This is a genomic window from Mesorhizobium sp. M0410 (assembly GCF_040321435.1).
Taxonomy (GTDB): domain Bacteria; phylum Pseudomonadota; class Alphaproteobacteria; order Rhizobiales; family Rhizobiaceae; genus Mesorhizobium.
Genome location: NZ_JAMYRN010000026.1, coordinates 34657 through 56695, shown reverse-complemented (window position 1 = coordinate 56695; position 22039 = coordinate 34657). Strand labels below are relative to the sequence as shown.

Below are 22039 nucleotides of genomic sequence, written 5' to 3'. Positions count from 1 at the left end.
CGGCGCGTCAACCCATTTCGATGATCGGCGCGATCTCGATACTAAAGGCTGGGTCGGTCAAGATAGGACAATCCTTGGCCTTGCCGACGGCATCGTCGATGTCTTTTGCTTCGATGATGGTGTAACCAGCGGTCGGATTGCTGCCGCCGTTGTTCTCGACCTTGCCGCCAGGCAGCACGGTCTTCGACATGCCGACTGGATTGCCACCGTCGACCACCGCTGAGCCGAGCTTGCCGTACCAGCCGGTCCAGGCATCCATCGCTGCCTTCCGTTCGGCCTCCTCGGTCGGCATCTTGCCTGAGCCATGATAGACGTAGAGAAATTTCGCCATGTTCTCCTCCTCTGATCGGCGGCATCGAACCGGCATGCGGTCATGCCGCATGCCGATCATCTGACCAAACCGGCAAACAAGCAACGAGAATGCGAAGTAGCTAATATAATGTGCGGTTGGCTCGCAACAGCGGTGCCCTATCGCGCCATCGCGTGGTATTCATCGTTCGGCCGCATATCGATTGCCGATGCCAGCCGGTTCGACATGTTGAAGAATGCCGCGGTCGAGGCGACATCCCATATGTCGCGGTCGGAAAAGCCGACTTGCCGCAGCGCCGCCCGGTCCGCTTCGACGATCTTTGCCGGTTGCTCGGTCAGCTTCACCGCGAATTCGAGCATGGCGCGTTGCCTGTCCGACAGCTTGGCGGCGCGAAAATTCATCACCATCATCTCGCCGAAGGCGGGGTCGCCGGAAAGCTGGCGCACCGCCGCGCCATGCGCGGCCAGGCAATAGTAGCAATGGTTGACCGAAGAGACGGCGACCGCGATCATCTCGCGCTCGAGTTTCGACAGGCCGGATTCACCCAGCATCAAATCATTGTACATGTCGGTGAAAGCGCGCAGCTTCTTCTCGTCGAAGGCATAGGCGAGTAGCACATTGGGAACGAGGCCGAGTTTCTCCCGGCATTTGGCGAAATAGGCCTTGGTCGCGTCGCTCAGCTCCGCCGGTGCCAGGTCAAGCGCGGTGATTTTGTCCGTCATGGCGGATTTCTCCTCGTTTTTCGCCAGGCTGCCGGTGAATTCCGACATTTCGTCGCAAGCCGTCAAACCTTTGTCGCCAAATACCCGTCATCTGTTAGCATAGCCGCAAAAACATGCGACGGGAGGGACTCATGGCCAGTGTAAAGTCAGCGAGCCGGTTGAAAAAAGCCGGCCTGACGAGGGGTGAAGCCGCGGGTGGCGAAAAGCCCGGCAGGCTTGCCGACTACCTGCTGGCCCGAGCTCCGGCCGAAGATGTCGCCGCCTACGACGTCATCGATCTCGAACGCGCTGCCGAACTCGCCGGCCGCGCAGTGGCCAGGCACAAGAAGGACGACTGCGTCGTTGCTATAGACGTCGATTCCGGTGTCGTCCGCCAGGGCCGGCCGATGACGGTGATCACCGTCGTCAACGACAACATGCCGTTCCTGTTTGATTCCGTCCTCGGCGAAATCACCGAGAGCGCGGGCGAGCCGCTGCTGGTTACCCACCCGGTCATAGTCGTCAGGCACGGCAAAAACGGCGTCGAGGAAATCCTCGGCGACGGGGGTTATGCCAAGGGCGACCACAGCCATGACCGGCTGAGCGTCATCCATGTCCATATCGGCCGCCTTTCGGCCGAGCAGGCTGAAGGTCTGGCCGCACGCCTGACCAAGCTGCTCGGCCAAGTGCGCGCCGCCGTCACCGACTGGAAGCCGATGCTCGCCCGCCTCGACCAGGCGATCTCGGAATTCCGCTACTCGCCAGTGCCGCTCGACAAGGCCCATGTCACCGAGGCGATCGCCTTCCTCGAATGGCTGCGCGACGACAATTTCACCTTTCTCGGCATGCGCGAATTCAACTACACCGGCGGCGAGACGAGCGGCATGCTCGAGCGGGCCGAAAAGCCCGGCCTCGGCATCCTTTCCGATCCCGACGTGCTGGTGCTCAGGCGCGGCACCGAAGCGGTAAGCACGACGCCGGAAATCCGCGCTTTCCTGCATGGGCCGGAACCGCTGATTGTCACCAAGGCCAACGCCAAGTCATCGGTGCACCGGCGCATCTACCTCGACTACATCGGCGTCAAGACCTACACCGGCAAAGGCGTGCTTTCGGGCGAGCTCCGCATCGTCGGCCTGTTCACGTCGACTGCCTATACGCGCTCGGTGATGAAAATCCCCTATCTGCGCTCGAAGGCGGAAACCGTCATCGCCAAATCCGGCTTCAATCCAAGCGACCATTCCGGCAAGGCATTGATCAACGTGCTGGAGAGCTATCCGCGCGACGAGCTGTTCCAGGTTCCGGTGCCGATCCTGCGCAAGCATGCCGAAGCCATCCTGGGCTTGATCGAGCGGCCGCGCGTCAGGGCATTGGTGCGTGTCGACCAGTTCGACCGCTTCGTCTCCGTGCTCGTCTTCGTGCCGCGCGACCGCTACGACAGCGTCGTGCGTGAGAAGATCGGCACGTATCTGAAGACCGTCTTCGAAGGCCGGCTGTCGGCCTATTATCCGGCGTTCCCGGAAGGCGGGCTGGCGCGTGTCCATTTCATCATCGGCCGCTCCGGCGGCAAGACGCCGAAGGTCGAGCAGGCGACGATCGAGGCGGCGATCCGCGACATCGTACGGACCTGGGACGATGCACTGCGCGAGACCGCGACAGAGACCGGCGCCGATGCGAGACTCACGGCCATCGCCTCGCGTTTTTCGGAAAGCTATCGCGACAGTTTTCCGCCGGCCGTGGCGCTGGCCGACGCCGGGCGCATCGCCAAGCTCGATGCGTCAAATCCGATCGCCATCGACTATTACCGTCACGCCGTCCAGAAGCCGCATCAGGCTGCGCTGAAGATCTATCACCACGGCAGCCCGGTGGCGCTGTCGCGGCGCGTGCCGGTGCTGGAAAACATTGGTTTCCGCGTCATCAGCGAGCGCACTTTCGAGGTCGGCGACAATCAATCCGGCATGGTCTTCATCCACGACATGGAACTCGAGAACAGCTACGGCAGGCCGATCGACCTCGGCAATGGCGGCGCGCTGTTCGAGGATGCGTTCCTTTCCGTCTGGCGCGGCGATGTCGACAATGACGGCTATAACGGCCTTGCCCAGACCGCCGGCCTGTGGTCAGGCGAGATCACCGTCCTGCGCGCCTATGGCCGCTATCTGCAGCAGGCCGGTATCCCGCAGAGCCAGGATTTCATCGCCGCCGCGCTCAATCGCTATCCCGAGATCGCCCGCGGCCTGCATGCGCTGTTCGTCGCCCGCCTCGGCCCGACGGCGGAAACGGAAGGTGTCGTCCAGGCCAAACATTTGAAGGCCAAGATCACGGATGCGCTGGAAGACGTTCCCAACATTGATGACGACACCATCATCCGCCGTTATCTGAACCTGATCGAGGCCTCGCTGCGCACCAATCATTTCGTTGCCGATACGAAAGAGAAAGGCCAATCGCTGGCGATCAAGCTCGATTCGCAATCGGTGGACGGGCTGCCGGCGCCGCGGCCATGGCGGGAGATCTTCGTCTATGGCTCTGAGGTCGAGGGTGTGCATCTGCGCTTCGGCCCAGTCGCGCGCGGCGGCCTGCGCTGGTCGGACCGTGCCCAGGACTATCGCACCGAAGTGCTCGGCCTGGTCAAGGCACAGCAGGTCAAGAATGCGGTGATCGTGCCGGTTGGCGCCAAGGGCGGTTTCTACCCGAAAAAGCTGCCGATGAGCGCCGGGCGCGACGCCATTTTCGAGGCCGGCACAGCCGCCTACAAGAATTACGTTTCCAGCCTGTTGTCGATCACCGACAATATCGGCCTGGACGGCGTCATCCCGCCGGCGGGCGTGGTGCGGCGCGACCAGGACGATCCCTATTTCGTCGTCGCCGCGGACAAGGGCACGGCGACCTTCTCGGACATCGCCAACGCCATCAGTGAAAAGCACGGCTTCTGGCTCGACGACGCTTTCGCCAGCGGCGGTTCGGCCGGTTACGACCACAAGAAGATGGGCATCACCGCCAAGGGCGCCTGGGAAGCGGTCAAGCGGCATTTTCGCGAGATGAACCGCGACATCCAAACCACTCCGTTCACCGTCGTCGGCGTTGGCGACATGTCAGGCGACGTGTTCGGCAACGGCATGCTGCTGTCGGAGCAGACCCGACTGATCGCCGCCTTCGATCATCGCGACATCTTCATCGATCCCGATCCCGACATGGCGGCTTCGATGGCCGAGCGCCGGCGTATGTTCGCTCTCGCCCGCTCAAGCTGGCAGGATTACGACAAGACGAAGCTGTCCGAAGGTGGCATCATCGTCTCGCGCAGCCAGAAGTCGATCACCTTGCCGGCCGCCGCGGCTGCAGCGATCGGCCTCGGCAAGACAACGGCCACGCCGGTCGAGATCATGAGTGCCATCCTCAAGGCGCCGGCAGACCTTTTGTGGTTCGGCGGCATCGGCACCTATGTCAGAGCATCGGGCGAGACCAACCAGGATGTCGGCGACCGTGCCAATGACGCGATCCGCATCACCGCGCTCGACCTGCGCGCCAAGGTGATCGGCGAGGGCGCCAATCTCGGCGTCACGCAGCGGGCGCGCATCGAATTCGGATTGAATGGCGGCCGCTGCAACTCAGACGCGATCGACAATTCGGGCGGCGTGAACTGTTCCGACGTCGAGGTCAACATCAAGATCGCGCTGGCTTCCGCGATGCGCAAGGGATCGTTGACCCGGCCGGCGCGCAACAAATTGCTGGCCGAGATGACCAATGAGGTCAGCGCCCTGGTGCTGTCCAACAATTACCAGCAGACGCTGGCGCTGTCGCTTGCCCGCAAGCGGGGCCTCGCCGACATCGCCCATCAGAGCCGCTTCATGGCGGCGCTGGAGGCGCGCGGACTGCTCGACCGTGCCGTCGAGGCGCTGCCGTCGCCGGCGGCCCTTGTCGAGCGCGAGACGCGCGGCGAGCCGCTGACCCGGGCCGAGCTCGGCGTGCTGCTTGCCTATGCCAAGATCGCGCTGTTTTCCGATATCGTCGCCAGCGACGTGCCCGACGATCCGCATTTCGACCGTGATCTCATGGGCTATTTCCCCGATCGCATGGCAAAGAGATATGCGGGAGAAATCCACGGCCATCGGCTGCGCCGCGAGATCATCGCCCGTGTCGTCGCCAATGATCTGGTCAATCGCGGCGGTCCGTCCTTCGTCAACAGGCTGCAGGAAACAACCGGCCGCAGTGCCGCCGATGTCGTGCGCACCTTCGCCGTGGTTCGGGATGGATTTGCGCTGCCGGCGCTCTATCGCCAGATCGACGCGCTCGACAACCAAATCGACGGGCAGATCCAGCTCGACCTTTATCAGGCGGTCAGCCGGCTGATCTATGTGACGAGCGGCTGGTACCTGAAGAACGATGCCGGCACCGCGCCGCTCGGGCAGCGGATCGCCGAGTTGCAGGACGCGCGCAAGGCGCTGGAGTCGAAGCTGGTTTCGCTGCTGCCGGCCTTCTCGCGCGAGCGGATCGAAGAGCGGCGGCACAATCTGTCGAAGGGCGGCGCGCCGGGGAGCCTTGCCGAACAACTGGCGTTGACCGATGTGGCGGAACTCATCCCCGACATTGCCCTGACGGCGCGGACGGCGAATGCTGGCATCGTCGCTGCTGCCAAGGCGTTTTTCGCGGTCAGCGATGTCTTCCGCATCCCGCGCGTCGAAGATGCGGCGCGCTCGATCACCCCCTCGGATTATTACGATCAACTGGCGCTTTCCCGTGCCACCGACACGATCGGCGCGGCCAGGCGCGGCATCGCCGTGGCGGCACTCACCAGCCATGCCGAGGCGGCGGATCCGGTGACGGCATGGCTGGAGGCCGGCGGCGAACGGGTCGGACGCATCCGCGAGCGGCTGCAGGCGCTGACCGAGGGCGGCGACATCACCGTGTCGCGGCTGTCGGTGGCGTCCGGCCTGATGAGCGATCTGACGGGGCTGTGAGACGTCTTCCATATCGCGCGGGATTGCCGGGAAGAACTGCGCGATAGAGCGAACGGCGCGCTGCTTTGGGGAGCGCCGGAGCATGATGCCGAACCTAACGATCGGCTTTTGGACAAGATCGTGCTCAACAACAAGACGGAGCGTCATTCCGATTCGATCGGCATTGAGCAAGCTCCAGCGGAGGGGACATGGCTGAGATGGCAGTGCAGCGGGCGTCGGGACGCGGCATCTGGGGATGGATGCTGTTCGACTGGGCGGCACAGCCGTTTTTCACGGTCGTCACTACCTTCATCTTCGGTCCTTATTTCGTCTCGCGCATGGCCAGCAATCCCGAGACCGGGCAAGCGGCCTGGGGCTACGGCATTGCCGCCGCCGGCCTCATCATTGCCGTTTTGTCGCCGGTCCTCGGTTCGATTGCCGACCAGACCGGACCGCGAAAGCCGTGGATAGCCTTCTTCGCCGCGGTCAAGATCACCTGCCTCACCCTGCTGTGGTTCGCCGCGCCCGGCTCTGATCTTTTTCTGGTCGTGGCGTTGTTCTCGCTGGCGTCGGTCGCGGCGGAATTCTCGACCGTGTTCAATGATTCGATGATGCCCCGCCTGGTGCCGAAGAGCGACATCGGCAGGATCTCGAACATGGCCTGGGGGCTCGGCTATCTCGGCGGCATGATCGCACTGATCTTTGTCGTTACCGTCATGGCCGGCTCGCCTGAAACCGGCAAGACCGTTGTTGGGCTGGACCCGATCTTCGGCCTCGATCCCAGGCTCGGCGAGGACGCGCGCGCCACCGGACCGTTGTCGGCGGCCTGGTATTTCCTGTTCATCCTGCCGATGTTCTTCTTCACGCCGGATGCAATCAAAGGCATTCCAATCGGGCCGGCGGTGCGCGAGGGACTGTCGGAACTGAAGTCGACGCTGGCCGAAGTGCGCAAGCGCAGCGGCATTTTTCGCTTTCTCGTCGCCCGCATGATCTATCAGGACGGCGTCAACGCGCTGCTGGCGTTGGGCGGAACGTTTGCGGCGGCAATGTTCCATTGGTCGATTACCGAGATCGGCCTGTTCGGCATCATCCTCAACGTCGTCGCCATAGTCGGATGCCTGGTTGCCGCACGCCTCGACACGGCGCTGGGTTCCAAGTCCATAGTGATGATTTCGCTGGTCATGCTGAGCATCGCCACGCTCGGCATCGTCTCGACCGGCCCGGGCTATACGCTGTTCGGCGCCTGGGTGATGCCCGGACTGGACGGCGGCGGATTGTTCGGCACGGCGGCGGAAAAAGCCTACATTTTCTACGGCCTGCTGATCGGGCTTGCTTTCGGGCCGGTGCAGGCATCGTCGCGCTCCTACATGGCGCGCAGCGTCTCCGCGGCCGAATCGGGCCGCTATTTCGGCATCTATGCGCTGGCCGGCCGAGCAACCAGTTTTGCCGCACCTTTCATGGTGGCCACGATCACCCTGGCCAGCGGCTCGGCGCGGCTCGGCATGGCGGCGATCGTGCTGTTCCTCGGAGCGGGCATGGCGATCCTGATCGGCACGCCCTATCCGGCGGATCGGCCGGCGGAGTGATCTGCTCGTCCCTTCTCCCACAGAGGGAAGGGAGGGAGTTCAATGCCTGAAATGCCTCACGCCGGTAAACACCATGGCGATGCCGTGAGCATCGGCGGCGGCGATGACATCGTCGTCGCGCATCGAGCCGCCGGGCTGGATGACGGCGGTGGCGCCGGCTTCGATTGCCGACAAAAGCCCATCCGCGAACGGGAAAAAGGCATCCGAGGCGACGACAGAGCCCTTGGTCAAAGGCTCCGTCAGACCGGCAGCCTCGGCCGCGTCGAGCGCCTTGCGCGCGGCGATGCGCGAGGAATCGACCCGGCTCATCTGGCCGGCGCCGATGCCGACTGTAGCGCCATCCCTGGCATAGACGATGGCGTTCGACTTGACGTGCTTTGCCACGCGAAAGGCGAATTTCAGATCGGCCAATTCGGCCGGCGTCGGAGCGCGGCTGGTCACCACTTTCAGGTCGAGGTCATCGATCACCGCATTGTCGCGGCCCTGGACCAGCAAGCCGCCGGCAACCGATTTCAAGCCAAGGCCCGCCGCGCGCGGGTCGGGCAGGCCGCCGGTAACCAGCAGGCGTAGATTCTTCTTGGCGGCAATGATGCGGACTGCTTCCTCGGACGCCTCTGGTGCGATGATCACTTCGGTAAAGGTCTTGACGATCTCTTCGGCGGTTCCGGCGTCGAGGATGCGGTTCATGGCGACGATGCCGCCGAAGGCAGAGACCGGATCGCAGGCCAGCGCCTTGGCATAGGCCGCGTGCAGCGAAGCGGCTTCGGCGACGCCGCACGGGTTGGCGTGCTTGATGATGGCAATTGCGGCGGAGCGGGTCGGATCGAATTCGCCGACCAGCTCGAAGGCGGCGTCGGTGTCGTTGATGTTGTTGTAGGAAAGCTGCTTGCCCTGAAGCTGGCGCGCCGTAGCGACGCCCGGCCGCCTGTCGCCATTGACATAGAAGCCGGCGCCCTGATGCGGGTTTTCGCCATAGCGCATCACCGATTGCAGCTTGCCGCCGAAGGCGCGCCATGTCGGATGCTCGATCTCGAGCGCCTCGGCGAACCATCCCGAGATCGCCGCATCGTAGGTGGCAGTACGGGCAAAGGCCTTGGCTGCCAGCTTCTTGCGGAAATCCAGCGACAGCGAGCCGAAATTCATCTCCAGCGCGTTGAGCACCGAGGCATAGTCGTCAGGGTCGGTGACGATACCGACATAGGCGTGGTTCTTGGCCGAGGCACGGATCATCGCCGGGCCGCCAATATCGATGTTCTCGACGATCGCCGCGTAGTCGGCGCCGGAGCGGCGCACCTCTTCGAATGGATAGAGATTGGAGACGACGAGATCTATAGGCTCGATACCGTGGTCGCGCATCGCAGCGGCGTGCTCGGGATCGTCGCGCACGCCGAGCAGTGCGCCATGCACCGACGGGTGCAGCGTCTTGACGCGGCCGTCCATGATCTCGGGAAAGCCGGTGAGCTCGGATACGTCGCGCACGGCCATGCCGGCCTCGGCGATCGCCTTTGCGGTGCCGCCGGTCGAAACCAGCTCGACGCCGGCCGAAGCCAGCGCCTTGGCGAAGTCGATCAGGCCGGTCTTGTCGAAGACGGAGAGCAGCGCGCGACGGATCGGAACAAGGTCGGGCGCGGGAATGTTCTTGGCGGCGACGGCCATGGGCTGGCGGCCTTTCCAGTTCTGGTTGGAGAGCGTCCGCGGGCCGTAGCACATGAGGCCCGGAAATCAAGCAGCAAGGCTTGATCAGTGTTTGCCGTTGCCACTGGCTTCAGCTTTTTCCGGATGACCACCGATAGTAGTCCGCGTCAATTGCCAGTGGACCTCGGAAATCTCCGAGGCTTTGAACGCAAGCACGATCTGCCGGCTGCGGCGCGGGCCGCCGAGCCCGGCGAAATAGATCGATTCCTCGACCTCGGGTGCCACTTCGGTGGAGGTAAACACCCAGGTGTCGGCATGGTCGGCGGCCAGCACCAGACGGTCATGCTCATCCTGGAGCAGGTTTATGTCGGGATGGACATGGAAACGCACCGTGACGAAATCACGGCCATTGTTGCGGATAGAGGCGCCGCCCGGCCGCAGGAAGCGGTCCCTGCCGGCAAGCACATTGCCTTCGGTCGATAATTTCAGCTCGCGCTCATGCAGGAAGCCGAAGCGCGCCCCATAGCCGTCATGGCGGGCGATGAAGCCCTGGCTGCCCTTCTGGTCGGTGCGCTTGCAAGGCACATGCTGCGGTCCGCCGATCAAAGGCGTGCCGAGCAGGTCGTTGACGCGCAGGGAGTGGTTGAAGCGCGCCGACGACGTGTCGTTGATGGTGGCGGTCGAATGGGCGGCGGTGGCGCGGGCAAGCGGCCGGAACTCGGCGGCGCCATAGGTGTCTATGCCGGCGTTGACGATATAGTGCTGGCGGCCCGACGACAATTCGAAGGCGAGGCACCCGGCGTGAGCGGCATTGGACACGTCGACGGGCGGCGGCGGTCCGGTATCGGCGATCACGGTGACACCCCCCATCGACAGGCGCTCATAACCCGAATGCGGCGCGTGCAGCAATGGTGCGCCGGCGGTGTCGTCGTGATGCAGGATGCTGGCGATACGGTCGTGGATGGTGGCGCCCATGCCGTTGAAGCGGGCAAGGCTGCCATCCTGATGGCGAAAGAAGCGCAGCGCCGGCAGCATCCGGTCGATGGCGCCGATCAGGGCGGCCGGCGGTGTCTCGGCCTGATTGGCGTATGTCTGGCGCAACGGCAGAAGGTCGGCGAGGATTTCAAGCACGGCCATCGGATTGCGCGAGATATGGCCGCCGTCAGGCAGGATCTGGCGGTCGATCTCCTCGGCGAGACTGCGGGTGGCACCGCGCAGCGCCGAGGCCGGCGCCGGCAGCGACAAAGCGGCAAAGGCCAGCGCAATGCGCGCGCGCAGCCTGTCCTTGCCGTCCGGCATCTCGCGCGCCATGGCGCGCAGATAGCGGATCTGGACGGCAAGCGATTTCAGGAAGGCGCGGTAGAACGGAAATTCGGCGCCCTGCAACACGATCGAGGAATGCTGCAGCCAGGCAATGACGCGCTTGGCCGTCGTGCCGGGCTCCCAGGCGACGCCGGAAATATGGCTGCCATGGATTGCAATCCAGTCGGAAACCAACGCCCGCGCGTTGGCGGCGGCGAGCTCGGTACGCGCGGCACGCATGTGGCGCAGCCAGCGAAAGCCATGCAGCGTCTTTTGCCAGCCGGGATTGGGCACGTCGATCTGGAAGGGCGATTTGCCGCCGGTCTCGACCAGATGCCCCGAAAGCGGATAGCGGCCGTAATAGATCTCGAGCGCGATCTGAGGATCGGCGAGGCGCAGGTCCGGCGGGGCGATCAGGACGCGCTCCGGCGTGCGGCCTGAGTAGCGCCAGCGATAGAGTGGCCCGGCACGCAAGCGCCGGCGCGCCTTGCGCCAGAACTCCCTCGCGACAAGCGTCCACAGACGCGTCGTGTTACCGGCAGCGATTGCCAAAATCTCTCCTGATCATCCTCACCCAGGCACAAGTTTATATGATTCAAGAACTTGTGCGAAGGCGAATTCCGCGGCAGCGTGGCCGTTCAGCCTGTTTTCCGTGCCTCTTCGCCCCACAAGGCCGGACGCGCTTCGAGATCGGCCCTTAGCCGGCTCTGCGCATGCGGGCGGCGAAGAAGCCGTCCAGCCCGGAACGGGCAGGGGAGCCAAGCTCCAGGTCGGCAGGCGTGGTGCGCAACGTGCCTTGCAGCGTCAGGAACGGGTCGATGCCAGCGATCTCACCCGGCCGAAGCGGGTCGTCGATGATTTCCGCATTGCCGGCGAGAAAGCCGCGATAAAGCTCTTCGCCTTCGAGCGGATCGAGCGAACAGTTGGAAAAGACGATGCGTCCGCCAGGCTTGACCAGGGTGACGGCCCGGGCAAGCAGCCGGCGTTGCAGGTCGGCCAGTTTTTCGACGTCGGCCGCCGTCTTCGTCCAGGGGACGTCGGGATGCCGGCGCACCGTGCCGGTCGAAGAGCAAGGTGCGTCGAGGAGGACGGCGTCGAAGCGGTCCTTCGGCTCGTATTTGAGCAGATCGGCCTGCACTATCTCCGCGGCCAGGCCGAGCCGTTCGAGGTTCTGCGTCAGCCGTGCCAGCCGCGTTTTGGACATGTCGAGGGCGGTGACGTGGGCGCCGGCGAGGATCAACTGGGCGGTCTTGCCGCCCGGCGCGGCACAGAGGTCGGCGATTCGCAAACCATTGATGTCGCCGAACAGCCGGGCCGGCAGGCTGGCCGCCGCGTCCTGAACCCACCAGGCGCCTTCCCCAAAGCCGGGCAGTTCGGTCACGGAAGCGCTGAGCTTTTCGACCCGCACCGTGCCGGTCGGCAAGACGAAGCCACCGAGCCGTTCGGCCCACAGCGCCGGGTCCGACTTGACGGTGAAATCGACCGGCGCCTCGTGGCGATGGGCGAGCAGTATCTGCCTGGTCTTGTCGAGGCCGTAGACCGTTTTCAAACGGTCGGAAAACCATTTTGGCGCCTCGTCGGTGGCCGCAACCGCCGCCGCGAGCTCATCCTGCTTGGCCCGCGCCAACGTACGCAGTACGCCGTTGACGAGGCCGGAAAAGCGCGCCGTGCGCGGATCGGACTTGGCATGCGTCACGGCGAGGTCGACGGCGGCGCTGTCGGGAACATCGAGGAACAGGATCTGCGCCGCCGCCACATGCAAGATGTGCGAAAGCGCCGTGGCGTTGGGCGGCAGCGGCTTTTCCAGGCGGCGGGCCAACAGGCCTGATATGGTCATGCGGTAGCGCAGCGCGGTGACCAGAATGGCGCGCACCAGGGCGCGGTCGCGCAGGTCGAGCGCCTTGTATTGCGGATGGCCGTTTTCATGGTCGGTCAGCCCGTCGAGCGGCGTTCTCGCGTCGATGACGGCGGCAAGCAGCCGCGCGGCTGCCTTGCGCGCGGCGAGACCGCGAGCTTCTGAAGCCTCACTGTGAGTTGGCCTCATTGTGCCGGCGATCGGTTGACTAGTTTAAATATGGCGCTGACAAAATCTTCTTTGCTTCCTAGGGGTGAGGTCACCTGAATGTAGTCTTTCTCAACCTTGTCAACATAGTCCGCGACTTGCTTTGGAGATGCACCATCCCCGACAAGTCGGACGATGTGGTGGAGATAGGTGTCATATTCGTTTTCAGGAAGCGGACGAAATTCCAGTTCACTTGATGTTTCCATGTTCGCCATCGGTATGCCGATAGGGTTCCAGTGCCTTGCACAAAGATCGCGTATTTCCGCCAGCGAGATCCCGCCTTTTTTGTCTGTCGCGCTCGTCACGACCACGGACCTTTAGGCCCGGTCGGATTGCGTCCCCAGGGATTGGGTTTCGGCCTGGCCGGCTCGGCCGGCCTTTCGGGCCGGGCGGCCCTTTCCCACGGACCCGACGGCTGCTGCCCGATCCCGTCCGGCGCCGGGCTTGGCGTCGCGGCCGCTTCGGGTGCGCCGGCCATCTGTTGCGCCATCCGCTGCAGGGCGGCGATGCGGTTTTCGGTGCTCGGGTGGGTGGAGAACAAATTGTCCATGCGCTCGCCGGAAAGAGGATTGATGATGAAGAGATGGGCGGTTGCCGGATTGCGCTCGGCATCCGGGTTGCGGATGCGTTCGGCGCCACGGGCGATCTTGTCAAGCGCCGAGGCGAGCCACAGCGGGTGTCCACAGATTTCGGCACCGCGCCGGTCGGCCTCGTATTCGCGAGTGCGGCTCACCGCCATCTGCACGATCATGGCGGCCAAAGGCGCGACGATCATTGCCACCAGCACGCCGACGATGCCGAAGGAATTGTTGTTGTCGCGGTTACCGCCGAAGAAGAAGGCGAAGTTGCCGAGCATCGAAATTGCGCCGGCGAAGGTGGCGACGATCGTCATGGTCAGCGTATCGCGGTGCTGCACATGGGCGAGCTCGTGCGCCATCACCGCCGCGACTTCTTCATGCGATAGCCGCTCGAGCAGGCCAGTGCTGGCGGCGACAGCGGCATTTTGCGGATTGCGGCCGGTGGCGAAGGCATTGGGCTGCGGATTGTCGATGAGATAGGTCCTCGGCATCGGCAGACCGGCGCGTCGGGCGAGGCCCTGCACGATGGCGTAATATTCAGGCGCGTTGCTTTCGTCGACCTCGATCGCTCGGTGCATCGCCAGCACCATCTTGTCGGCGTTCCAATAGCTGAACAGATTGGTGCCGGCAGCGATCAGCAAAGCGATCATCATGCCGCCGGATCCGCCGACCAGATAACCGACGCCCATGAACAGGGCCGTCATTGCGGCCAAAAGCATGGCGGTGCGAAGGGTGTTCATTGTCTGCTCCGTTCTGCCCAACAAAGGGGTCGATCCCTTGTGGACCCATCGCTATATGATGGGAAACAGCGGTTCTCGTTTCAATCGGGGGCCCGTTTCAATCTACCGGAAGATCGCATGATCGACGAATCCAACAAAACACAGGCTCACCACGCGCCGCAAAAGGCGCTGACGCCGGCAGCCCGGCGCGCTTTGGCGGAGGCCGAGGCCCGGCGGCAAAAATATCGCGAGACGGAAGCCACGCTGCCGAGGGAGATCGGCGGGCGCGGCGGCAAGGAGCCTGGCCGCTACGGCGACTGGGAGATCAAGGGCCTGACCAGCGACTTTTAGCCCAGGCAGGGCGCCAAACTACGCAGGCTGCGCCGTCCGCTCCGCTTCGATGGCAATCCAGCCGCTGGCATCGACGGCGATGCCGATCGCGTCATAGCCGGCGATAGCGGCATGCGGCGTCTGCAAAGGATGCCGGTGCGTGGCGCTGATCACCACGATTGCGGCGCCCGCGGCTTCGGCTGCCGCTATGCCGGCCGGCGCGTCCTCGAAGACAAGGCAGTCGCGCACATCGACGCCGAGCCGTTCGGCCGCCAGCCGGAAGCAGTCGGGCGCCGGCTTGCCGCGGGCCACGTCCTCCGCCGCAACGATCACGGCGGGAGCCGGAATGCCGGCGGCCTGCAGGCGCAGCAGGGCGAGTTCGCGCGGCGCGGAGGTGGCGATCGCCCAACTCCCAGGCGGCAGCGATGCGAGGAACGCCGCGGCGCCGGCGATCGGGCGAATGCCCTCGACATCGGCTGCCTCGGCCTGCAAAAGCGCATCGGCTTCGCGGGCAGGATCGACGCCTGGCAGCGCCAGCCGGCCGATGGTCTCGATCGCCCGCACGCCGTGGATGGTCGGCAGGAATGCGGCGACGTCAAGACCTTGCCGACGCGCCCAAGCTGCCCAGACCCTTTCCGCCGCGGCAATCGAATTGAGAATCGTGCCGTCCATATCGAACAGGAAGGCCGCAAATTTTCTGCCTGCAAACATCGGTTTTCCCGGGTCATCCTGGAGGGATTATTTTCGAAGGACGCGTGTCGATCGACCGTAACGTTGCCGCGTCCGTATGGGAAGCCGCGAGGCGTCGTTTTCGACGTTCGCAAGGAACCGCCGCGCACTCTCCTGCGTTGACCAGCACTATCTTCCATGACGATCGTAGGGGGACGGCGATGCTGATCAGGCTCGGCTATGAAATTGGCATTGAATGCGCTGCAGCCACGCCGATTGTTTCGCTGCTCGAGATCCACAGGGATCGCCAGGTCGACATCAAGCGGCAGACGCGCGTGCTGACCTCGCCGTCGGTCCCGACCAGGGTCTACCACGATCTTTTCGGCAATAGCTGCCGCCGCTTCACGGCGCCGGCCGGAAGCTTTCGCATCCTCTATGACGCGGTGGTCGAGGACAGCGGTGAGGCGGACGAAGTCAACACGCTGGCCAGGGAAGTTCCGGTCGCCGAATTGCCGGACGAGGTGCTCGGCTATCTGCTCGGCAGCCGTTACTGCGAGACCGACCATCTCGGCGACCTGGCCTGGCAACTGTTCGGCCAGCTTCCGCCGGGCTGGGCGCGGGTGCAGGCGATCGTCGACTATGTCCACAACCGCCTGTCCTTCGGCTACGGTTATGCGCGCTCGACCCGCACGGCGGCGCAGGCGCATGAGGAACGCGTCGGCGTCTGCCGCGACTTTGCCCATCTGGCGATCACGCTCTGCCGCTGCATGAATATCCCGGCCCGCTACGTGAACGGCTATCTCGGCGATATCGGCGTGCCCGCGGATCCGGCGCCGATGGACTTCTCGGCCTGGATGGAAGTGTTCCTCGACGGCAAGTGGTACACGTTCGATCCCCGCCACAACGTGCCGAGAATCGGCCGTGTCGTCATTGCGCGTGGCCGCGACGCCACCGATGTGCCGCTGTTGCACAGTTTCGGCCCGCACCGGCTCAGCCTGTTCAAGGTCTGGACCTACGAGCAGGAAGGCAACCTGTTCAGGCCGCCCTATCGCGGCCTCGACAGGACCGTCACCGCACGGGTGCTGGCCTAATCCTCCCGGAGACATCCACAGCCGTGTTTCCACGTCCCGCCATCGCGGTCGTGCTGATCCGGTTCGAGACATCTCTTCTGTACCGGATCGGGACGCAGTCCGGCCGTTCCGAATTGCGAGCCGGATCGTGGTAAGCGCTTTGTGAACAAAGCTGCGCCGACGCGGCTTTCGTTTACCGGCTGTTTACCTTGTCGCCGCTCGAAACCGTTTGGAAACAATGCCCTGAGCGGGGGGCGCTCGCTTTCCCGCGCCCGGCGGCGCGATCCGGCCGGATTCCTGCAATGCGCGTTCGGACAGCTGCAGGCTGTAGCGAATGGAGGCGGAAGGAATGCGGCGTTTCGGGGGTCTTGTTCAGGCGATCGGCGGGTTTGCCGGGGATCGCAGCGGAAATTTCGCGGTGCTGTTTGGTATAATCGGCTCAGTACTGGCGCTGAGCGTCGGCTTTGCCGTCAACGTCTCCCAACTCTACAATGTGAAATCGAGCCTGCAAGGCGTCGTCGATGCTGCGGTCACCTCGACGGCCCGCGACCTGACGACCAGCGTCATCAGCGAGGCTGACGCCAGCAAATCGGTGCAGGCCTTTCTCGATGCCAACAGCACGGCGGGTATCCTGCAGGACAATCAGATCGTTCTCGACAAACTGACTGTCGACCGAATCGCCAAGACCGTTCAGGCGGACGTTCATGTCAATGTCAGCTATTATTTCCCGCTTTTCAGCACGGGTAGCATGCAGCGCGTTCCCGCATCGACGACGGCTCTCTATTCGGACAAGCAGATCGAAGTCGCGATGATGCTCGATGTTACCGGCTCGATGGCAGGCCAGAAAATCATCGATCTGCGGACGGCTGCGGCGAATGCTGTCGACAGCTTCCTGGGCGGTCAGGACCCGTCCAAACCGCGCGTGCGGGTTGCCATCGTGCCTTATGCCAATTCGGTGAATGCCGGTACACTTGCCACCAGCAGCGTCTATGTGGAAACCACCGCCAGCCAACGCAAACAGGCGCCGGCCAATGACGCCGTGCAGTATGTCTCGGGCTTCATCCGTCCCGATAATTGCGCCACAGAACGCAAGGGGACCTACCAGTATTCGGACGCAGGCCCCGACGCCAGCATGGTCAACCGCGACTACCTGCTGTCGTCCTTCGCCTGGCAAACCGGCACCGCCGCCTGCCCGGCCGCCACGCTGATGCCGCTGACGGCCGATGCGACGGCGCTCAAGACGGTCATCAAGAATTTCGTCGCCTCCGGCGGCACTGCCGGCCATATCGGCGTGCAGTGGACCTGGTACATGCTCTCGGAGAGCTGGGGGAGCATAATGAGGACTTCGCAGCGGCCGGCCAAGATGGATCCAAAAAAGGTCGCCAAAATCGCGATCCTGATGACCGACGGCGAATTCAACCTGTCCTACTTCGATGCGAGCACGGTGAGCGACGTTTACAATGACGCCGGCAAGGAGCCGACCCGCACGGCAGCCAAGAAACTTTGCGCTGCCATGCGCGACAAGGGCATCGAGATCTTCACTATTGGATTTGACCTAAACGAAACGAATGCCAAGGCGACGCTCCAGGATTGCGCGAGCCCGGACACCACCAAGATCAAGCACTTCTACCAAGCTGCCAATGGAACCGAACTCAACCAGGCTTTCCAGGACATAGCGCGCAACGTCGAGATGTTGAGCGTAACCAAATAAGGGACAACAGCCCAAAAAGGAAAAGGCCGCCGCTTCTTGCGAAGTCGGCGGCCTTCCGTGTTTCCGTCCATGGCGCGGCTCCTGGCTGCGACGGTTGGTCGCCAGCCGCGCATCTCGCGCCTTAACGGGAAGACTGCTTCCCGAAAGTGCGATCCGCTGAGGCCACGTTCTGGAAAACGAAATCACTCGACATCGGATCACCTCCTTTCGATTTGTTGAACACTTGCTCATGATGGGGTGTCATCCGGCAAATGGCAAGGCGGGGCACTCGAAAATCCTGAACAAGCGTGCTTGTGCACTCGGGCGGCTTGCGGCCGGCCGATCCGGCAGGCAAGATCGAGCCGCGATTGTTCCGGGCCGCTTTTTGCCGGGTAAGGGAGGATGGGGATGGAGGCAGCCGAAAGAGCGGCCCGGATTGTTCGGACGGTCATCGAAACGCTGAAACCGGGTTTCGCGGTGAGGCTGTGGACAGGCGAGCGGATCGGCCCGGCTACCGGCCCGGTGCTCACTATCAACGACCAGGACATCGTCTGGCAGATCGTACGTCGGCCCTCTTTATCGACGCTGATCGAGATGTGGATTGCCAAGGCGGTCGACGTCGAAGACGGATCGCTGTTTGATTTCTACGCCTTGCCCACGCACGGCAAGCTCAGGACGAAGCTCAAGACGTTGCCGAAGCTGGCGATCCTGCGCGACCTGCCGGCGGTGCTGTTTTCGCGAAAACAGATGACGGCGCGAACCGATCTTTCCGGCCGCAATCCTTTCGTCAGCGGTTCGAGCCGGGAGGCAATCCAGCATCACTACGATATTTCCAACGCATTCTACCGGCTCTTCCTCGACGAGCGCATGGTCTATAGCTGCGGCTATTTCAAGGATTTCGCCAACGATATCGATCAGGCCCAAAGAGACAAGCTCGACCATATCTGCCGCAAGCTTCGGCTGAAGCCCGGCGAAAAACTGCTCGACATCGGCTGCGGCTGGGGAGCGATGCTCATCCATGCGGTGAAGAATTATGGCGTCGTCGGCCACGGTGTTTCGCTGTCGGAGGCACAGACCGAGCTCGCCCGCGAACGCATCCGCGCCGCGGGGCTGGAGGACCGCATCACCATCGAGATCAAGTCCTATGCCGAGCTGTCCGGCTCCTTCGACAAGATCTCGTCGATCGGCATGTTCGAGCATCTGGGGCTTGCCAACCATGCGGCCTATTTCTCGAGGATCCATCGCCTGCTCAAGCCCGGCGGCATCTATCTGCACCACGCCATCACCCGGCGCGACAAGGGCAGCTTGAAGAAGACGCTGCGAAAGGGGCCGGAATTCAAGGCGCTGATCAAATACATTTTTCCGGGCGGCGAACTCGATACGATCGGCATGACGCTCGGCAATCTCGAGGCGCACGGCTTCCTCGTCTACGACGTCGAAAACTTGCGCGAGCACTATGCGCGCACCTGCAGGCTATGGGCAGAGCGTCTCCACGCACGTTTTGACGAAGCCATCGCTGAGGTCGGCGAAGCCAAGGCGCGGCTCTGGCTGCTTTATCTCACCGGCTGCTCGATTACTTTCGAACGTGCATCGGCGCAGGTTTTCCAGACCGTCGCCACAAGGCGCGCGCGTGGGCCGAGCGGCCTGCCGCCGACGCGGGCGGATTTGTACCGATAGCTACAGGAGGCGCATCGTGGCGCCGATCTCGACGCGGGCCGGTCGATCGACGGTGCAGTAGACGCCGAGATTATGGGCGTTGTGGCGGACCAGGCTGCGCAGGATTGCCGGGTCGTGGTCCAACCCGTCCTGGCCAATGATGGTGAAGCCGCAGCGGCGGCACGGCTCGGAGATGGTCAGGAGCAGGTCGCCGATTGCCAGCTTGCGCCCGATCCATTCCGTCTCGGGGAACGACCCCTCGACCTCCGGCATATCGACGACGATGTTGGGGCGGAAGCGGCGCGCGTCGGCGGTGCCCTCTGGATGCAGCACTTTCAAACGCGCCAGTGAGGCGGTGGTCAGCAGATGAATAGGGGCTTTGACATAGCGTTCCGTCAGCAGAGGGCCGGCGTAATCCGGAGCCGCATTTTCCCGGCGGAACGGCCGGATGGAAGCCGCAAAGCCGAGATACGCGGAAACCGCGCGATCACTTTGCGCGCCAGGTGCCGAAAGCCAGCGTCCGTCGGGGATGGCGACCTCCAGCCTGCCGGCCTGCGACAGCCGGGTGCGGATGCGGGGCACCTTGTGCCATTTCGCTTCGCGGTCGGGCCGTGCGATTTCATCGGTCGAGGTATCGACAAGACCAAACAGGCGGTCGCCTTCGACGGTATACCAGTCGACGGAGATCGCCTCCTGAAACTCGCCGGCGAGCGAGCTCGCGGGATAGCGCCAAAGCTCGGTGACGGCGCCCAATGCGGGTTGCATCAGCCCTTCTTGTTTTGCCGGTTGGCGATCAGGTCGTCGACGACTGCCGGATCGGCGAGCGTCGAGGTGTCGCCGAGCGCGGCAAAATCATCCTCGGCGATCTTGCGCAGGATGCGCCGCATGATCTTGCCGGAACGGGTCTTCGGCAGGCCGGGCGCGAACTGGATCTTGTCGGGCGAAGCGATGGCGCCGATCTCCTTGCGGACATGGACGACGAGCTCCTGGCGCAATTCCTCGCTTGGCGTCTCGCCGGCCATCAGCGTGACATAGCAGTAGATGCCCTGGCCCTTGATATCGTGCGGGTAGCCGACGACGGCGGCCTCCGAGACCTTCTCATGCGAAACCAGCGCCGATTCGACCTCGGCGGTGCCCATGCGGTGGCCGGAGACGTTGATGACGTCGTCGACCCGGCCGGTGATCCAGTAGTAGCCGTCAGCATCGCGGCGGCAGCCGTCGCCGGTGAAGTACCTGCCCTTGTAAGTCGAGAAATAGGTCTGCACGAAGCGGTCGTGATCGCCATAGACGGTGCGCATCTGGCCCGGCCATGAGTCGGCAATGCAAAGATTGCCGCTGGCTTCGCCTTCCAGTACCTTGCCGTCGGCGTCGACCAGCTGCGGCTTGACGCCAAAGAAGGGCCGCGTCGCCGAACCCGCCTTGAGGTGGGTGGCGCCCGGAACCGGCGTGATCATGATGCCGCCGGTCTCGGTCTGCCACCAGGTGTCGACGATCGGCACCTTGCCGTTGCCGACGACGTTGAAATACCACTCCCAGGCTTCCGGATTGATCGGCTCGCCGACGGTGCCCAGCACGCGCAGCGACTTGCGCGACGTTTTGGTGACATGGGCATCGCCGGCGCCCATCAGCGCACGCAACGCCGTCGGCGCCGTGTAGAAGATGTTGACCTTGTGCTTGTCGATCACGTCCCAGAAACGCGACTGCGACGGGTAGTTCGGCACGCCTTCGAACATCAGCGTGGTGGCGCCGTTGGCGAGCGGCCCGTAGACGATATAGCTGTGACCGGTGACCCAGCCGACATCTGCGGTGCACCAGTAGATGTCGCCGTCATGATAGTCGAATACATATTGGTGGGTCATCGAGACATAGACGAGATAGCCGGCGGTGGTGTGCAGCACGCCCTTCGGCTTGCCGGTCGAGCCGGATGTGTAGAGGATGAACAGCGGGTCCTCGGCATTCATCTTCTCGGGCTTGCATTCGGCCTTAACCGTGGCGACCTCGTCATGGTACCAGACGTCGCGCCCGGCGGCCCAGCCGGTCTTGCCGCCGGTGCGGCGCACGACCAAGACCTTTTCGACTTTCGTTCCGGCCTTGGCGGCGATCTCGATCGCCTTGTCGGTGTTGTCCTTCAGCGGGATAGTCTTGCCGCCGCGCAGGCCTTCGTCGGCGGTAATGACGAAGGTCGACTTGCAGTCGTCGATGCGTCCGGCCAGCGCGTCCGGCGAAAAGCCGCCGAAGACGACCGAATGAATGGCGCCGATGCGCGTGCAGGCGAGCATCGCATAAGCGGCCTCCGGGATCATCGGCATGTAGATGGTGACGCGGTCGCCCTTCTTGACGCCGTGCTTCTTCATCACATTGGCGAGGCGGCAGACATGTGCGTGAAGTTCGTTATAGGTGATCTTCCTGTCGTCGTAGGGGTTGTCGCCTTCCCAGATGATGGCGGTCTGTTCGCCGCGCTTCTTCAGATGCCGGTCGATGCAGTTCCAGGAAACGTTTGTCTGGCCATCCTCGAACCATTTGATCGAAACCTTGCCGTCGAAGGACGTGTTCTTGACCTTGCTGTAGGGCTTGAACCAGTCGATGCGCTTGCCGTGCGTGCCCCAGAACTTGTCCGGGTTCTTGACGCTGTCGGCGTACCATTTCAGGTAGGTGTCATTGTCAATCAGCGCGTTCTTCTTCCACGCCGGCTGGACGCGATGGACATGAACATCGGACATTTCTTCGCCTTCCTCCCCAAAACCAAACCGCCGGCTTGACCGCCGGCAGGATCGCAGCGATGCGGCCGCGAATTCGCGCGCAT

Annotated in this window: 16 protein-coding genes; 6 read left to right on the top strand and 10 right to left on the bottom strand. The window is 63.5% G+C overall.

Features of this window, described 5'->3' with window-relative positions; genetic code table 11:
• Nucleotides 1-7: 7 nt before the first annotated feature.
• Nucleotides 8-331, bottom strand: coding sequence for a YciI family protein (locus NKI63_RS26635; protein ID WP_254817740.1), 324 nt, complete (start codon nt 329-331; stop codon nt 8-10).
• Nucleotides 332-468: 137 nt separating this feature from the next.
• Nucleotides 469-1032, bottom strand: a complete 564-nt coding sequence (locus NKI63_RS26630) for a peroxidase-related enzyme (protein ID WP_254817739.1) — start codon at nt 1030-1032, stop codon at nt 469-471.
• 131 nt (nt 1033-1163) lie between these two features.
• On the opposite strand from NKI63_RS26630, the gene NKI63_RS26625 reads away from it, so the two are divergent.
• Nucleotides 1164-5960, top strand: a complete 4797-nt coding sequence (locus NKI63_RS26625) for an NAD-glutamate dehydrogenase (RefSeq protein WP_352504864.1) — start codon at nt 1164-1166, stop codon at nt 5958-5960.
• A 188-nt stretch (nt 5961-6148) separates the two neighbouring features.
• Nucleotides 6149-7525, top strand: a complete 1377-nt coding sequence (locus NKI63_RS26620; protein WP_352504865.1) for an MFS transporter — start codon at nt 6149-6151, stop codon at nt 7523-7525.
• A 39-nt stretch (nt 7526-7564) separates the two neighbouring features.
• On the opposite strand, the gene purH is transcribed toward NKI63_RS26620, so the two are convergent.
• The 5 genes from purH to htpX form a co-directional block, all read right to left on the bottom strand.
• On the bottom strand, nt 7565-9181 hold the full coding sequence (purH, locus tag NKI63_RS26615; protein WP_352687063.1) for a bifunctional phosphoribosylaminoimidazolecarboxamide formyltransferase/IMP cyclohydrolase: 1617 nt from the start codon (nt 9179-9181) through the stop codon (nt 7565-7567).
• 84 nt (nt 9182-9265) lie between these two features.
• Nucleotides 9266-11014 carry a heparinase II/III family protein gene (locus NKI63_RS26610; RefSeq protein WP_352504867.1) on the bottom strand — a complete coding sequence of 583 codons (1749 nt, stop codon included), beginning with the start codon at nt 11012-11014 and terminating at the stop codon, nt 9266-9268.
• 145 nt (nt 11015-11159) lie between these two features.
• Nucleotides 11160-12506 carry an RsmB/NOP family class I SAM-dependent RNA methyltransferase gene (locus tag NKI63_RS26605; protein WP_352823922.1) on the bottom strand — a complete coding sequence of 449 codons (1347 nt, stop codon included), beginning with the start codon at nt 12504-12506 and terminating at the stop codon, nt 11160-11162.
• The gene (locus NKI63_RS26600) at nt 12503-12829 is read right to left on the bottom strand and encodes a hypothetical protein (RefSeq protein ID WP_352504869.1); all 327 of its coding nucleotides are present in this window, start codon (nt 12827-12829) and stop codon (nt 12503-12505) included. The genes NKI63_RS26605 and NKI63_RS26600 overlap by 4 nt, the downstream gene beginning before the upstream one ends.
• Nucleotides 12826-13842, bottom strand: coding sequence for a zinc metalloprotease HtpX (htpX, locus tag NKI63_RS26595; RefSeq protein ID WP_352504870.1), 1017 nt, complete (start codon nt 13840-13842; stop codon nt 12826-12828). The genes NKI63_RS26600 and htpX overlap by 4 nt, the downstream gene beginning before the upstream one ends.
• A gap of 117 nt (nt 13843-13959) precedes the next feature.
• Between htpX and NKI63_RS26590 the strand changes: the two genes are divergently transcribed.
• Nucleotides 13960-14172, top strand: coding sequence for a DUF1674 domain-containing protein (locus NKI63_RS26590; protein WP_352504871.1), 213 nt, complete (start codon nt 13960-13962; stop codon nt 14170-14172).
• Between the two features lie 18 nt (nt 14173-14190).
• Here NKI63_RS26590 and NKI63_RS26585 read toward each other — a convergent pair whose 3' ends face one another.
• Nucleotides 14191-14862, bottom strand: a complete 672-nt coding sequence (locus NKI63_RS26585; protein WP_352687068.1) for an HAD-IA family hydrolase — start codon at nt 14860-14862, stop codon at nt 14191-14193.
• A 179-nt stretch (nt 14863-15041) separates the two neighbouring features.
• Between NKI63_RS26585 and NKI63_RS26580 the strand changes: the two genes are divergently transcribed.
• The 3 genes from NKI63_RS26580 (at nt 15042) to NKI63_RS26570 (ending at nt 19257) form a co-directional block, all read left to right on the top strand.
• The gene (locus tag NKI63_RS26580; RefSeq protein WP_352504873.1) at nt 15042-15911 is read left to right on the top strand and encodes a transglutaminase-like domain-containing protein; all 870 of its coding nucleotides are present in this window, start codon (nt 15042-15044) and stop codon (nt 15909-15911) included.
• A 328-nt stretch (nt 15912-16239) separates the two neighbouring features.
• Nucleotides 16240-17601 (top strand): pilus assembly protein TadG-related protein, encoded by a 1362-nt coding sequence (locus NKI63_RS26575; RefSeq protein ID WP_352479566.1) that lies wholly within the window; start codon nt 16240-16242, stop codon nt 17599-17601.
• 387 nt (nt 17602-17988) lie between these two features.
• Complete coding sequence (locus NKI63_RS26570) at nt 17989-19257, top strand: class I SAM-dependent methyltransferase (protein WP_352504874.1); 1269 nt, start codon at nt 17989-17991, stop codon at nt 19255-19257.
• Here NKI63_RS26570 and NKI63_RS26565 read toward each other — a convergent pair whose 3' ends face one another.
• Both NKI63_RS26565 and acs read right to left on the bottom strand, forming a co-directional pair.
• Nucleotides 19258-20001: an MOSC domain-containing protein gene (locus NKI63_RS26565; protein WP_352504875.1), complete on the bottom strand. Its 744-nt coding sequence runs from the start codon at nt 19999-20001 to the stop codon at nt 19258-19260. It abuts the gene before it with no gap.
• Complete coding sequence (gene acs, locus NKI63_RS26560) at nt 20001-21956, bottom strand: acetate--CoA ligase (RefSeq protein ID WP_352504876.1); 1956 nt, start codon at nt 21954-21956, stop codon at nt 20001-20003. The genes NKI63_RS26565 and acs overlap by 1 nt, the downstream gene beginning before the upstream one ends.
• Nucleotides 21957-22039 lie beyond the last annotated feature (83 nt).

Bases quoted from the DNA above. Each gene is read 5' to 3' on its own strand.
- NKI63_RS26635 (WP_254817740.1), bottom strand. From the start codon at position 331: ATGGCGAAATTTCTCTACGTCTATCATGGCTCAGGCAAGATGCCGACC.
- NKI63_RS26630 (WP_254817739.1), bottom strand. From the start codon at position 1,032: ATGACGGACAAAATCACCGCGCTTGACCTGGCACCGGCGGAGCTGAGC.
- NKI63_RS26625 (WP_352504864.1), top strand. From the start codon at position 1,164: ATGGCCAGTGTAAAGTCAGCGAGCCGGTTGAAAAAAGCCGGCCTGACG.
- NKI63_RS26620 (WP_352504865.1), top strand. From the start codon at position 6,149: ATGGCTGAGATGGCAGTGCAGCGGGCGTCGGGACGCGGCATCTGGGGA.
- purH (WP_352687063.1), bottom strand. From the start codon at position 9,181: ATGGCCGTCGCCGCCAAGAACATTCCCGCGCCCGACCTTGTTCCGATC.
- NKI63_RS26605 (WP_352823922.1), bottom strand. From the start codon at position 12,506: ATGAGGCCAACTCACAGTGAGGCTTCAGAAGCTCGCGGTCTCGCCGCG.
- htpX (WP_352504870.1), bottom strand. From the start codon at position 13,842: ATGAACACCCTTCGCACCGCCATGCTTTTGGCCGCAATGACGGCCCTG.
- NKI63_RS26590 (WP_352504871.1), top strand. From the start codon at position 13,960: ATGATCGACGAATCCAACAAAACACAGGCTCACCACGCGCCGCAAAAG.
- NKI63_RS26585 (WP_352687068.1), bottom strand. From the start codon at position 14,862: ATGTTTGCAGGCAGAAAATTTGCGGCCTTCCTGTTCGATATGGACGGC.
- NKI63_RS26580 (WP_352504873.1), top strand. From the start codon at position 15,042: ATGCTGATCAGGCTCGGCTATGAAATTGGCATTGAATGCGCTGCAGCC.
- NKI63_RS26575 (WP_352479566.1), top strand. From the start codon at position 16,240: ATGCGGCGTTTCGGGGGTCTTGTTCAGGCGATCGGCGGGTTTGCCGGG.
- NKI63_RS26570 (WP_352504874.1), top strand. From the start codon at position 17,989: ATGGAGGCAGCCGAAAGAGCGGCCCGGATTGTTCGGACGGTCATCGAA.
- NKI63_RS26565 (WP_352504875.1), bottom strand. From the start codon at position 20,001: ATGCAACCCGCATTGGGCGCCGTCACCGAGCTTTGGCGCTATCCCGCG.
- acs (WP_352504876.1), bottom strand. From the start codon at position 21,956: ATGTCCGATGTTCATGTCCATCGCGTCCAGCCGGCGTGGAAGAAGAAC.